Origin of the sequence: Agrobacterium salinitolerans (assembly GCF_027498475.1) — a bacterium.
Taxonomy (GTDB): Bacteria; Pseudomonadota; Alphaproteobacteria; order Rhizobiales; family Rhizobiaceae; genus Agrobacterium; species Agrobacterium salinitolerans.
On the sequence record NZ_JAPZLN010000002.1, the window covers coordinates 550,455 to 564,012 of the forward strand.

Annotated in this window: 13 protein-coding genes; 9 read left to right on the forward strand and 4 right to left on the reverse strand. The window is 60.3% G+C overall.

Features of this window, described 5'->3' with window-relative positions:
* Positions 1–5 precede the first annotated feature (5 nt).
* On the forward strand, positions 6–851 hold the full coding sequence (locus tag O9X91_RS11245; RefSeq protein WP_142913975.1) for an AraC family transcriptional regulator: 846 nt from the start codon (positions 6–8) through the stop codon (positions 849–851).
* Here O9X91_RS11245 and O9X91_RS11250 read toward each other — a convergent pair.
* Positions 848–1,738, reverse strand: coding sequence for a helix-turn-helix domain-containing protein (locus O9X91_RS11250; RefSeq protein ID WP_269833925.1), 891 nt, complete (start codon positions 1,736–1,738; stop codon positions 848–850). The two genes, O9X91_RS11245 and O9X91_RS11250, sit on opposite strands and share 4 nt — an antisense overlap.
* Before the next feature lie 92 nt (positions 1,739–1,830).
* On the opposite strand from O9X91_RS11250, the gene O9X91_RS11255 reads away from it, so the two are divergent.
* The 6 genes from O9X91_RS11255 (at position 1,831) to O9X91_RS11280 (ending at position 9,746) form a co-directional block, all read left to right on the forward strand.
* Positions 1,831–3,102, forward strand: a complete 1,272-nt coding sequence (locus tag O9X91_RS11255) for an ABC transporter substrate-binding protein (RefSeq protein ID WP_269833926.1) — start codon at positions 1,831–1,833, stop codon at positions 3,100–3,102.
* Between the two features lie 255 nt (positions 3,103–3,357).
* On the forward strand, positions 3,358–4,218 hold the full coding sequence (locus O9X91_RS11260; protein ID WP_269833927.1) for a carbohydrate ABC transporter permease: 861 nt from the start codon (positions 3,358–3,360) through the stop codon (positions 4,216–4,218).
* The gene (locus tag O9X91_RS11265) at positions 4,215–5,051 is read left to right on the forward strand and encodes a carbohydrate ABC transporter permease (protein WP_077984220.1); all 837 of its coding nucleotides are present in this window, start codon (positions 4,215–4,217) and stop codon (positions 5,049–5,051) included. Before O9X91_RS11260 ends, O9X91_RS11265 begins: the two co-directional genes overlap by 4 nt.
* 11 nt (positions 5,052–5,062) lie before the next feature.
* Complete coding sequence (locus tag O9X91_RS11270) at positions 5,063–6,148, forward strand: ABC transporter ATP-binding protein (protein WP_269833928.1); 1,086 nt, start codon at positions 5,063–5,065, stop codon at positions 6,146–6,148.
* Positions 6,149–6,193: 45 nt separating this feature from the next.
* A complete protein-coding gene (locus O9X91_RS11275; RefSeq protein WP_269833929.1) occupies positions 6,194–8,197 on the forward strand; it encodes an aldo/keto reductase in 2,004 nt (667 codons plus the stop codon).
* Between the two features lie 316 nt (positions 8,198–8,513).
* A complete protein-coding gene (locus O9X91_RS11280; protein ID WP_142913968.1) occupies positions 8,514–9,746 on the forward strand; it encodes a M24 family metallopeptidase in 1,233 nt (410 codons plus the stop codon).
* An 8-nt stretch (positions 9,747–9,754) separates the two neighbouring features.
* Here O9X91_RS11280 and O9X91_RS11285 read toward each other — a convergent pair whose 3' ends face one another.
* The 3 genes from O9X91_RS11285 to O9X91_RS11295 form a co-directional block, all read right to left on the reverse strand.
* A complete protein-coding gene (locus O9X91_RS11285; protein ID WP_003522691.1) occupies positions 9,755–10,072 on the reverse strand; it encodes a cupin domain-containing protein in 318 nt (105 codons plus the stop codon).
* A 42-nt stretch (positions 10,073–10,114) separates the two neighbouring features.
* Positions 10,115–10,852, reverse strand: coding sequence for a FadR/GntR family transcriptional regulator (locus tag O9X91_RS11290; RefSeq protein WP_077984217.1), 738 nt, complete (start codon positions 10,850–10,852; stop codon positions 10,115–10,117).
* A 109-nt stretch (positions 10,853–10,961) separates the two neighbouring features.
* Positions 10,962–11,759, reverse strand: coding sequence for an NAD-dependent epimerase/dehydratase family protein (locus O9X91_RS11295; protein ID WP_142913966.1), 798 nt, complete (start codon positions 11,757–11,759; stop codon positions 10,962–10,964).
* Between the two features lie 139 nt (positions 11,760–11,898).
* Between O9X91_RS11295 and kduI the strand changes: the two genes are divergently transcribed.
* Together kduI and kduD are read left to right on the forward strand one after the other, a co-directional pair.
* The gene (gene kduI, locus O9X91_RS11300) at positions 11,899–12,723 is read left to right on the forward strand and encodes a 5-dehydro-4-deoxy-D-glucuronate isomerase (protein ID WP_142913965.1); all 825 of its coding nucleotides are present in this window, start codon (positions 11,899–11,901) and stop codon (positions 12,721–12,723) included.
* The gene (gene kduD, locus O9X91_RS11305; protein ID WP_142913964.1) at positions 12,720–13,463 is read left to right on the forward strand and encodes a 2-dehydro-3-deoxy-D-gluconate 5-dehydrogenase KduD; all 744 of its coding nucleotides are present in this window, start codon (positions 12,720–12,722) and stop codon (positions 13,461–13,463) included. The genes kduI and kduD overlap by 4 nt, the downstream gene beginning before the upstream one ends.
* The last annotated feature ends 95 nt before the right edge of the window (positions 13,464–13,558 follow it).

Sequence of the window (13,558 nt, forward strand, 5' to 3'; positions counted from 1 at the left end):
GCCAAATGGCTAAAATCAAATCTGCGCAGTTCGTGGGCGTAACGCTTGAAGAGCATGAGCGTAGCCTGAAATTGATTGACGGCACTAACGAGCCGGTACTGGCGCTTCATCGGGTTTATCCGACCGGGCATCGCACGCCGCCCCATAACCATAGCCGTGTGCAGATTTGGTGCGCGCGCCGGGGTGTGGTGCTCGTCAGCACGGCGGACGGGCGCTGGATGATACCGCCCGGTCACGGGCTGCTCATTCCCGCAGGCCTGCAACATGAGGCCGAAGTCATATCCACGGTCGAGATGCACTCGATCTACGTCCATCCCGATCTCTTCCAGGCAATGTCTCCAAAGGTCGTGGAAGTAACCGATCTGGCCTCGAGCCTTATTTCCGAATTGTTGGCCGAAGAGCACCAGCCGTCGGCCTTTCACCGGCAGGGCCTGGTGCGCGCCCTTTTGCTGGATGAGGTGAATCGCCTGCCGGAACGCCCTTTGGGCTTGCCTTTTCCGGACAATCAGCGGCTGGCTGCGCTTTGCCGTGACTTCCTTAAAAAGCCGGTGGCGCGGGTGGAGATCGACGACTGGGCCGCGGCAATGGGCATCAGCCGCCGCTCCTTCACACGCCTTTTTCGTCGGGAGATGGGGGTGAGCTTCGTTACCTGGCGCCAGCAGGCCTGCATCTTTGCCTCATTGCCGAGATTGGCGGCGGGCGAAGCGGTGACCAATGTGGCGCTGGATGCGGGTTATGAAAACATCCCGGCTTTCACCACCATGTTCCGGCGGATGCTCGGCAGTTCGCCGCGCGCTTACCGTCAGGCGGCGCGGCAGCGCAGCGCCGCTTTCGCCGATAGTGAAGATTAAGCCGCCGTCGCCCGCATGTCGCGGCGGAAATCGGAAGGCGACATGCCGGCGATCTGGCGAAAGGCCTTGTTGAAGGCGCTGACCGAGCCGAAACCGCTTTCCATGGCGATTTGCAGAATATTGTCCTTGCCCGTCATCAGCATCGCCTGTGCGCGGGAAAGCCGGAGCAGGGTGAGATATTTGATTAGCGTCATGCCCGTCGATTTGCGGAACAGGTTCATTGCATATTTCGGGTGCAGCGACGCGGCGCGGGCAATCTCCGTCGCGTCGATATCGTCGAGAAAATTGGCGGCGATGAAGTCGCACATGCGCACCACGCCAATGGAGGGCGCCATGCCCTCGTCATCCTGTCTGCGTTTTCCATTGAGGGCAGAGGAGATGACGGTGTACGGCTCGAGGAACATCCGCTCGACCCTTAGCAGCAGTTCCTCCACCGCATGCTGGGCTTTCACCGGATTGCCCGAGGTGACGTAACGGAACCAGCGGCCGAAATTTTCCGCATCCGCCCTATCCGTCTCGGCGCTCACCATTGTCGCACCACCCATCAACTGGCTGGAGACGGCGACCGGCAGGCGCATGCGAAAGAAATGCACCAGCGGCAGATGCGCACCCGCGTAAAAGGAATCATCGGAAGAACGGTCCATCTGGTGCGGCTGGCCACCCCAGAAGATACACATCTGGCCGGCGTTGAGCGTCAGGTCGTGATCGCCCATGCGGTAATGCACTGATCCCGACATCAGGTAATTCACCTCCACCTGCGCGTGCCAGTGGGGCCGGAGCATGATGGGCGGGTGGTTGTGGAACAGCTGAAGCGTTGTCGGCATACCTTCGATGCTGCTCGCACCGGGCTGGTAAAAAGCTCTTTCGGCAACCTTACTTTTCGCCAAATCGACATTCCCTTTGTACGAGACAGATTTCCTGCCGCCGCTAATGTGCCCATGTTCGCTGAAGAACGGCAATTGAAAAAGGGAGGTTTTCAATGTGCTTGAAATTTCTTGGCGCGTCTACGGCCATGCTGCTTCTCGCAGCTCCGGCTTTCGCGCAAACCGAAACCGTCACCATCTGGAGCTGGAACGTCGCGGCTTCCGCGCTGAAATCCACGGTGGAAGGCTTCAACAAGCAGAATCCGGATATCAAGATCGTCGTTGAAGACCTTGGAAACGATCAGGTTTTTGACAAGACGCTGGCTGCCTGCGCAGCCGGCGGCGATGGTCTTCCTGATATCGTCACCATTGAAAATTTCGAAGCGGAACTGTTCTGGAGCCGTTTTCCCGATTGTTTCGCCAATCTGACCGATCTTGGCTATACGCCTGAGAAACAGGCGCTTTTCCCTGACTTCAAGCGCACGGAACTGGAGGTTGACGGTGTCGCCTATGCGGTTCCATGGGATTCCGGTCCGGTGGCCGTGTTCTACCGCCGTGACTTCTATGAAAAAGCAGGCGTCGATCCGGCGACCATCAAGAGCTGGGACGATTTCATCGCCGCCGGCAAGAAGGTGATGGCCGCCAATCCCGGCACCGTCATGGCGCAGGCCGATTTTAACGGCGACAGCGAATGGTTTCGCATGATCGCCAACGAGCAGGGATGCGGTTACTTTTCGACCGATGGCCAGTCCATCACCATCAACCAGCCCGCCTGTGTCGCGACCCTCGAAAAGGTCAAGGAGATGAAAGACGCCGGCATCATCACGGCGGCGATCTGGGATGAAAAAATCCAGGCCAATACCGCCGGCAGGGCCGCAAGCCAGATGTATGGCGCCTGGTACGAGGGCACCATCCGCTCAGGCTCTCCCGATCTCTCCGGCAAATGGGGCGTCTATCTGATGCCGAGCCTGACGCCGGACGGTCCGCATGCCGCCAATCTCGGCGGTTCGTCGCTGGCGATCAGCTCGACATCCGAGCACAAGCAAGCCGCGTGGAAATATATCGATTACGCGCTGACCACCAATGAAGGGCAGGTGACGATGCTGAAATCCTTCGGCCTCGTTCCCTCGCTGCTGTCTGCCATCGATGATCCTTTCGTCAAGGAAAAACAGCCCTATTGGGGCGGCCAAGCGGTTTGGGCCGATATTCTCGCCACCCTGCCGAAGATCGTGCCGAGCCGTGGCACGGCGTTCCAGTCGGATGCGGATGCGATCTACAAGGCGACGCAGACCAAATATTTCGCCGGCGGCTATCCCGATGCGAAAGCCGCGCTCGATGATGCGGCCAAGCAGATCGAAACGGCGACGGGTTTGCCGGTCGCGGAGTAAACCGGTGGTTCAGGAGCCGAGCGGGTGCCACGGGTTTCTTCTCCCCGAGGGGGAGAAGTCCGCGGCAGCGGGATGAGGGGGCGACGTTAGCGATAGACCGAGAGCTCGCCCCCTCATCCGACCCTTCGGGCCACCTTCTCCCCCTCGGGGAGAAGAAATAGGCCGCACCGCCTTGCAATGGTCTCGCCCTCAAACGGGGGCAGGCCTCAAAGCTTTTCCATTTATCCGGCCATCGTCCGGCTTCTGGAGGTCGTCATGCCGTCTAGGAACAGGATCGCTTATGCGTTCCTTGCGCCCTATCTCCTGATTTTCGCCACCTTCTGGGTCTGGCCGATCATCAGCTCGTTCATGCTGTCGTTCCAGAATACCCGCATCAACCCATGGCGGTTCGCGCCCTCCATGAACTGGGGGCGGCTCGTTTCCGATCCGGCCTTTTATAATGCGCTTTATAATACGCTGATCATTCTGGTCATTCAGGTGCCAGTCATGATCGCGCTCGCCACCGTCATGGCGGTGCTCTTGAACTCGCCGCTGCTGAAAGCACGGCCGCTTTACCGTTTTGCCTTCTTTGCACCTGTCGTTGTCGGCGAGGTAGCCTATGCGGCGGTTTTCCGGCTGATGTTCAGCGCCGATTTCGGCATCATTAACAAGCTCATCACCTCCGTCGGCCTTTCGCCCGTCTCGTGGTTCGACAATGCCAATGCGGCCATGGCGCTCGTCATCATCGCGGTCACCTGGCGTTGGGCGGGGTATAACGCCATCATCATCCTGGCCGGTCTGCAATCCATTCCTGGCGATGTCTATGAAGCGGCGACGTTGGACAAGGTCAGCAAGCGGCAGCAGTTCTTTTACATCACCCTGCCGTTGCTTAAACCCATCATCCTGTTCTGCGTCGTGCTGTCGGTCATCGGCACCATGCAGCTGTTTGCCGAGCCCTTCCTCATCACTAACAGGGGCGGGCCGGGCGGCGGCACGGAAACGCTGGGGCTGTTCCTCTATCGCCAAGGCTTCACGTCGCTCAACTTCGGTTACGCCTCGGCCATTGCCTACACCATGGCGGCGCTTGCCATCGCCATTTCACTCCTCAATCTCTGGGTCGGGAAGGAGCCGAAATGAGATCGAAATCGAGATCGCTTTTCTGGCAGAAGATCGCCCTGCATGCGGCGCTGACGCCGCTTGCCATCGTCTGGCTGTTTCCGCTGTGGATGATGTTCGTATTCTCGACCATGCCGGATTACGGCATTTTCAGCCCTGATATCGTGCTGGCGCCCTCCACCAACTTCATCGAGAATTTCAACAACCTGCAGGCGGATACCAATTTCCTCAGGGCCATGTTCATCTCGATCACCGTTGCCGTCATCTACACAGTTCTTTCGGTGTTCCTGACCTCCATGGCGGGCTGGGCGCTGGCGCGTTACCGCTTTGCCGGACGCCGGGTGGTGATCGCCATCATTCTCGGGACCATTACCTTGCCTTTTGCCGTTGTCGTTATCCCGCAGTTCATCATGGTGGCGCGCGAATTCAAGCTGGCCAACACCTGGGTGGCCCTGATCGTGCCGCCGCTGTTCAATTCCCTCGGCGTTTTGTTCATGCGGCAATCCTTCTCGATGATGCCGACCGAGCTTTTCGATGCGGCAAGGGTGGAGGGCGTCAAGGAATGGCAGATTTTCCTGCGCATCGCCCTGCCACTGGCACGGCCCACCATGGCGGCACTGTCGATCATTCTCTTCCTGGCCTCGTGGAACAATTACCTCTGGCCGCTTCTCATCAATTCCCGCCCAGGAATGATGACCGCACCCGTGGCGCTTGGCACCCTCATCGGGCTGACCAAAGTGTCATGGGGCGGCATCATGGCGGGGGCCGTGCTGCTCACCGCACCCATCCTCGTGGTTTTCGTGGCTTTGCAGCGCCACTTCATCGCCGGCATTTCCGCCGGGGCAGTCAAGTAAGGGGAGGCCGCATGGCGGAACTTTCGCTCAAAAACGTTGTGAAGCGTTATGGCGCGCTGGAGGTGATCCATGGCGCAAATCTGGAGGTGAAAGACGGGGAATTCGTCGTTTTCGTCGGCCCCTCCGGCTGCGGCAAATCCACGCTTCTCAGAATGATCGCCGGGCTGGAAGATATTTCCGGTGGCGATATCGTGATTGACGGCAAGACGGTCAGCGATGCCGATCCGGCCGATCGTGGCATTGCCATGGTGTTCCAGTCCTATGCGCTTTATCCGCATATGACGGTGGCCGAAAACCTCTCATTCGGGCTCAGGATGAACGGTAACCCCAAGGCCGATACGCAAAAGCGGGTCAAACGCGCCGCGGAAATCCTGCAGATCAACGAGCTGATGGAGCGACGCCCGAAACAGCTTTCCGGCGGCCAGCGCCAACGTGTGGCCATCGGCCGCGCCATCGTGCGCGAACCGCAGGTCTTCCTTTTCGATGAGCCGCTGTCGAACCTCGATGCGGAATTGCGGGTGCAGATGCGCGTGGAAATCTCGCGGCTGCACAAGCAGCTCGGCACCACGATGATCTATGTGACGCATGACCAGACCGAGGCGATGACGCTTGCCGACAAGATCGTCGTGCTGCGGGCGGGCAATATCGAGCAGGTCGGCGCGCCGCTCGATCTTTACGACGATCCCGCCAACCGTTTCGTTGCCGGTTTCGTCGGTTCGCCGAAGATGAATTTTCTCGACGCCACCATCGTCGGCAGCAGCGCGGAGGGCGTCACGCTCTCCCTCGACAGCGATCCTACTGTGCGGCTGAGCCTGCCGGTCACGGCCCGTTTGAACGAGGGAGCCAGAGTGTCGCTCGGCATGCGGCCCGAACATTTTGCCGATGCGGACGCGGGCGATGCCGATCTCACCGTTCATGTCGATGTCGCCGAACATCTCGGCAATACCAGCTATGTCTATGCCCGGACCGAAGGCGGCGAGCAGCTCATCATCGAGCGGCCAGAATCGCGCGATGTCGGCAATCGCGACCGACTGACTGTCGGCCTTTCCGCCCGCAGGGCTTTCCTTTTCGACAGCAAGGGCGACCGCCTGCGCTGAACCCTTTCCCAAGCACCCAAGACTGATATGAAGGACGAGGATTTCATGACGACCGAACAACCGATCCGCTGGGGCATCATCGGCCCGGGCACCATCGCCAGAACTTTTGCCGATGGCATTGCCCATTCCCGAACCGGCAGGTTAGAGGCCATCGCCACACGCAATCCGGACAGGCCCGGCCTTGCCGAGGCCTTTGCCGGTGCGCGTGTGATCCATGGGTACGATGCGCTGCTTGCCGATCCCGATATCGACGCCGTCTACATCGCCACACCCCACACCGGCCATGCCGAATGGGCGATCAAGGCGATCCGGGCGGGTAAGAACGTGCTGGTGGAAAAACCCATCGCGCTCTCAGCCTATGATGCCGACGCCATTTTCCACGAGGCGAAAAAGGCCGGCGTTTTCGCCGGCGAAGCCTATATGTATCGCCTGCATCCGCAGACGTCGAAATTGCTGGAACTCGTGAAAGCCCGCGCCATCGGCGATATCCGCATCATCCGCTCCAGCTTCGGTTTCAACATGGGCTCGTTCCGGGGCGATCACCGGCTTTTCGCCAATGAAACGGCAGGTGGCGGCATTCTCGATGTCGGCGGCTATCCGGTTTCCATGGTGCGGCTGATCGCCGGCGCCGTGGACGGAAAACCCTTCGCCGAACCGGAAAAGGTGGCGGGCGTCGCCCATCTCGGCCAGTCGGGCGTCGATGAATGGGCCTCGGCCGTGCTGAAATTCGCAAACGGCATTGTCGCCGAAGTTTCGTGCTCGATCATGGCGGCGCAGGACAATGTGCTGCGCATCATCGGCTCGGAGGGCCGTATCGAGGTCAAGGATTTCTGGTTCGCCGCCGGCCACAAGGGCGGCACCGGGCGGATCGATATTATCAGGGGCGACAAGGTGGAAACCATCGAGTTGCCGGAGGATCGTTGGCTTTATTCCTTCGAGGTCGACGCGGCCGGCGAGGCGATCCGGCATGGCAAAAAGGAATTCGACGTACCCGGCATGGCCTGGGCGGACAGCCTCGGCAATCTGCGTGTCATGGATCAATGGCGGGCTTCCGTCGGGCTTGAATACAGCGTTGAAAAAGCAACGTCGCGCGTCGCGAATATTGCCGGCGGCAAGGTCGTGGCCGGAAACGCAGTGCCGAAGCGGCAGATTCCGGGCCTTGCCAAACCCGCTTCCGTGGTCGCGCTCGGTTTCGAATTCTTCCCCAATTTCGCCTCCGCATCGCTGACGCTGGATGCCTTCTATGAAGCGGGCGGCAACCTCTTCGATACGGCCTATGTCTATGGCGCAGGCAGGACGGAGACGATTTTCGGCGACTGGCACACCAGCCGCAACGTGCCGCGCGAAGAGATCGTGCTGATCGGCAAGGGCGCACATTCGCCGCTCTGCTATCCTGATATGATCGCAAAGCAGCTCGATCAGTCGCTCGCGCGGCTGAAGACGGATTATGTCGATGCCTATTTCATGCATCGCGATAATCTGGAGGTTCCGGTCGGCGAGTTCGTCGACGCCATGGATGCCGAAGTCCGGCGCGGGCGCATTCGCGGCATTTTTGGCGGCTCCAACTGGACACGCGAACGTATGGATGAGGCGGCCGCCTATGCTGCGAAGAACGGCAAGCAGGCGCCGGCCGCGCTTTCCAACAATTTTTCGCTGGCGGAAATGCTCGACCCTATCTGGGCGGGCTGCGTCGCTGCATCGGATGACGAGTGGAAAGAATGGCTGCAACAGCGTCAGATCCCCAACTTCGCTTGGTCCAGCCAGGGGCGCGGTTTCTTCACCGAGCGTGCCGGGCGGGACAAGCAGGACGATGAAGAAATCGTCCGCGTCTGGTATTCCGACCGCAATTTCGTTCGCCGGGACAGGGCGATCGAGCTTGCCCAGGAACTTGGGCGGCACCCGATCCATATCGCGCTCGCCTATGTCATCGCCCAGCCTTTCCCGGTCATTCCGTTGATCGGGCCGCGCACGATTGCGGAGCTGGAGGACAGTCTTTCGGCGCTGGATATCAGGCTGACAGCCGAGCAGGTGAAGTGGCTGGAGGCGTGAAAAGTAATGAGGCGGCGGGTTTATCCACCGCCTCAACGATATTGGGCAAGATGTTGTCGCCCGTTTCTTCTCCCCGCCGCGGAGAAGGTGGCCCGAAGGGTCGGATGAGGGGGCCAGCTCTCCGGATAACTCTACCCTTGCCCCCTCATCCCGCTGCCGCGGACTTCTCCCCGCCGGGGAGAAGAAACAAGCGGGAAGCGCTCGCGCAACTGACAATACTCGGCATAGAGAGGTCATCTTCCACCTTCTTTCCTCTCCCGGTGACTGCTAAAGCGTAGGTTCACAAACCTGCCGCCAAACAATCACCGGGGTTCCCATGAGCGATATCGACCGAAGCCGTGCGCAGCAGCTGATGCGGGAGGCGGACATTGATGCGCTGGTGCTGTTCCAGCCCGAAGCCTTCCGTTATGCCGTTGGTGCTCCTGCCGGCGTGGCGACCATGTGGGGCAGGGCTGGTTCAGCGATTGCGCTCGTTCCAGCCGATGCCGGGGTGACGCTCGCCGCCGTTGTCAGCGATCATGCCGCTCCGCTCGTCAGGAAGGCGGTACCTGATGTCGATCTGCGCTGCCATCGCATCTGGATCGATATGGTCGATCTGTCCGGTGCCGAAACCGTCCCGCAGGTAGATGACGCCTATCGCCGCAACAATTCCGGTGGGCCGCGGCCGGAGACATTCGATCGTGCCGCCTGTTTCGGCCTGCTCTCCGATCTGCTGCGGGAGCGCGGGCTGTCTGCGGCGCGTATTGGTGTGGACCTTGAATTCATGCCTGCCGCCGATTTTTTGGCCCTGCGTCAGGCGCTGCCCCACGTGAACTGGATTGATGGTTCTACGGTGCTCAAACGTCTGAGGGCGGTAAAATCCGAACGCGAGATCAAACTTCTCAGGCAGGCGGCAGCCGCTGCTGAGGCAGGGTTGGTCGCGATGGCGGCCGCCGTCCGACCGGGAGCAGCCGTTGGTCAGCTCTCCGCCGCCTGGAAATCCGGCGTACAGGCGCATGCTGCGACATCCGGTTTTTCGCTGAGCGGGCATTGGGACTATATTTCCGTCGGCCCGGCCCTGTCGGATATGGCGGCGGTTGTCACGCCGGGAGCGCTCATCAAGGCCGATGTCGGCACGCTGGTCGACGGTTATTCATCGGATGGCGCGCGGAGTTTTTCGTGGGGGCCGGTCTCGCCGCTGGCCGCCGATGTTTTCAGCGCGTTGGAGGCGGCCTTTGCCCGTGGGCTGGAAGCGCTTCGGCCCGGCAACACATTCGGTGCGGTGCACGCCGCCATGCTGGCCTCGATGCGCAGCGATGGTTTCAGCGAATATTATCGCGGCCATTTCGGGCATTCCGTCGGCGGTGGCGTGGGCATCGAGGAATGGCCGTTCTTTTCCCATGACAATCCGGAAATCATTCTTCCCGGCATGGTCGTTGCGGTTGAAGCGCCGTTTTATGGCGAAGGACTGGGAGCGCTGATGATCGAGGACCAGTTCCTTGTCACCGCCTCCGGCGCGGAATGCATGAATAGCCTGCCACGCACCCTGCGGGATTTATCGGCGAACTGAGCGCCGGATCAGAGGAAATCGTCGCGGCGCGGGGTAAAGCAGTCGATCAGCTCGCCCTCTTCCAGACACAGGCAGCCATGCTCGATATGGCCGGGAATGACGAGACTGTCGCCCTTCTGAAGATCATAGGCCTCACCGTCGCGGTAAAAGCGGAAGCTGCCGCTGGCGACATAGGTGGATTGCACATGCGGATGGCTATGCAGCCTGCCTTCGGCGCCGGTTTTGAAGCGGAAGGAGACCACCATCAATTCCGGCGCTTCGGAAAGCACGGTGCGCTCCACGCCATCGTCGGGGGAAACGGTGGGGAAGGTCGGAAGCTGCTGCATATCGTTCTCCTCGGTCATGCAATGCGGTTTTAACTGGCGATCTCAGCGCGGCGCGCGCAGCATGGAGCGATAACGCGTCTGGCTGCTTTTCAGGTGGCTGCGCATGGCGCTGCGCGCCGCCTCTTCGTCGCCGTCCTGTATCGCGATCAGGATCGCTTCGTGTTCACCGACGAGTCGGGCGAGATCGGCGGGCGAAAGCACGGTTTCCGCGCCGTTTTCGGCCACGGCGCGGCGCGGAATGAGGGTGGGGCCGAGCACCTGCAAAAACTCGCTGAAGCGGGGATTGTTGGTCGCTTCGGCAATGGCGAGATGGAAGGCGAAATCGGCTTCCGCCGTCGGCACGCCCCTGGTGGCGCTGGCGCGGAAGGCATCGAAGGCCTCGATGATCTTTTCCTCCTGCGCCGGCGAGCGGCGAATGGCGGCAAGACCGGCGGCATCACCTTCGACGGCGGTGCGCAATTCCAGCATTTCGATCAGCGAGGAGACGCGCGCAAGATCGACATTGTGGAAGGGACGTCGCTCCGTAGGTGCGGGTTCCAGTACGAAAACACCCGCGCCCTGACGCGGCTCCACCAGACCGTCGGATCGCAGCGAGGCGATCGCCTCCCGCACCACGGTACGGCTGACACCGAATTCCTGCGTCATCTGCGCTTCGGAGGGCAGGCGTTCGCCCGTCTTGTAACGGCCCTTGGCGATCTGGCTGCGGAGTTCCTCCGAAACCTTCACCACAAGCGTTCTGCCTTGTGGAGATGCCGGTTCGGAGCTTGTCGCTTTTGTCATCTTGGTCGCCGTTCTAAAAAATGTCGGTTGCGTGCACCGTTCCTCGATACGTCATTCGCGGCCTGGCATGCAATCCCGCCTTTTTAGCGGGAAACGTCCGTGCGACATTTCACGTCTCCTTGAAGATCGGGTTGTCGACAAACACGCCACCCTGAAAGCGGACAATCGGGTCGCGCGCATCCGGCTGCGGCGTCGTTTCGGCAATCTTCCGGCGGAAGGCCTCGGCATTGTCCTTCGGTTTCCATCCAATAAAGCCGAGATGCGAATTGTCCCACCAGCTCGCATCGTTGGCCGACGCCCCCCAGACGATGGGGCAGCCGAGCACGGGGGCGCGGAACGCCGCCTCGATCAGCGAGACGAAATCGTCATGCGAAAACCAGGTGGACAGCATGCGGTAATTAAGGGGTTCCGGCGTGCAGGAGCCGATGCGGACAAGCGCGGTCTCCTGGCCGAATTTCTCGAAATACATGCGGGCAAGGCTCTCGCCGAAACATTTGGAGACGCCGTAAAGCCCATCCGGGCGGAAGGGAACATCCGGTCCAAGCCTCTCCGTCTGCGGGTAATAACCGATCGTATGGTTCGAACTGGCGAAGATGATGCGCGGCTGGCCGTGGGCGCGGGCGGCCTCATAGAGATTATACAGCCCGATGATATTGCCCTGGAGAATCTGCTCGAAGGGCTTTTCCACGGAGATGCCGCCCAGATGCACGATGCCGTCGCAGCCGGCCACCATAGCGTCGACGGCTGCCGCATCGGCTAGGTCGCATTGCACACATTCCTCGTTAGGCCCAGCCGGATCGAGCGGGGCGAGATCGGCAAGACGCAAAATCTCCGCCATTGGTGCGAGACGTTGACGCATCATGCGACCGAGTTGGCCTGCCGCACCGGTAACAAGAAGCCGTTTCATTGCCAGTCTCCCTTAGCGCTTGCACGTCTCCGATGCGGTCGAGATATGGCTTCACCCCTTGACCTTGTCATACAGATCGTACAAAAAGCGGATAACATATATTATGTGATATACGCAACAATCATGAGGGATGAGTTTGATGTTGACCGTTGAAACAAGGCAGGCCGTGAACCCGGAATATGCAAAAACGCTGGATACCGAAGGGCTCCGTCGGCATTTCCTCGCCAACGACATGTTCCGTTCCGGCGAAATCAGGCTGATCTATACCCATTATGACCGCTTCGTGATGGGCGGTGCTGTGCCGAACGGTGCGCCGCTGACGCTGGACAAGGTGGAAGAAACCAAAACACCGTCCTTCCTCGACCGGCGCGAGATGGGCATCGTCAATATCGGCGAGACCGGAACGGTCAGCGCCGGCGGCGAGACCTACACCCTCAATCGCGGTGACGTGCTTTATCTCGGTGCAGGCAGCGGCGCGGTGACCTTTGACGGGGCAGGGCGATTCTACATCACCTCCTGCCCGGCGCATCGCAGCCTGCCGGCGAAGCTCGTGACGCTGGCCAGCAGCAAAGAGGTCAAGCTCGGCGCGACCGAAACCTCCAACAAGCGCACCATCAACCAGTTCATCCATCCGCTGGTCATGGAAAGCTGCCAGCTGGTGCTGGGTTATACGACGCTGGAGGACGGTTCCGTCTGGAACACCGTTCCCTCGCATATTCATGACCGCCGCATGGAGGCCTATCTCTATTTCGGCATGGATGAGAAGTCCCGCGTGCTGCATCTGATGGGTGAGCCGCAGGAGACCCGGCATCTGTTCATTTCGAATGAAGAGGGCGCGATTTCCCCGCCTTGGTCCATCCATTCCGGCGCCGGCATCGGTTCTTACACCTTCATCTGGGCCATGGCGGGCGACAATGTCGATTACACCGACATGGACTTCATTCAGCCGGGAGACCTGAAATGAAGAATCCCTTTTCGCTTCAGGGGCGTAAGGCGCTCGTCACCGGCGCGAATACGGGGCTTGGCCAGGCGATTGCGGTTGGGCTCGCCGCGGCCGGTGCGGAGGTGGTCTGCGCCGCCCGCCGCGCGCCGGATGAAACGCTGGAGATGATCGCCAGTGACGGCGGCAAGGCCAGCGCATTGTCCATCGATTTTGCCGATCCGCTGGCGGCGAAGGACAGTTTTGCCGGCGCCGGTTTTGATATTCTCGTCAACAATGCCGGTATCATCCGCCGTGCCGATTCCGTCGAGTTCTCCGAACTCGACTGGGACGAGGTGATGGACGTCAATCTCAAGGCGCTGTTTTTCACCACCCAGGCTTTTGCAAAAGAGCTGCTGGCGAAAGGCCGGTCCGGCAAGGTGGTCAATATCGCTTCGCTCCTTTCCTTTCAGGGCGGTATTCGCGTGCCGTCCTATACGGCGGCGAAACATGGTGTCGCCGGCCTAACCAAACTCCTGGCGAATGAATGGGCCGCCAAGGGCATCAATGTGAATGCCATTGCGCCCGGTTATATCGAAACCAACAATACCGAGGCGCTACGCGCCGATGCGGCCCGTAACAAGGCCATTCTCGAGCGCATCCCGGCCGGCCGCTGGGGGCGCTCGGAAGACATCGCCGGGGCCGCGGTTTTTCTGTCATCTGCGGCGGCGGACTATGTGCATGGCGCCATTCTGAATGTCGATGGTGGCTGGCTGGCGCGCTGATCCGCGCCAGTTTTCAAAATTCATCATATAACTTGTATGATGAATTGTTGACAAATCTATGGTGAGCAGCTTAGGTGACGTTCAGTCAGTGAACT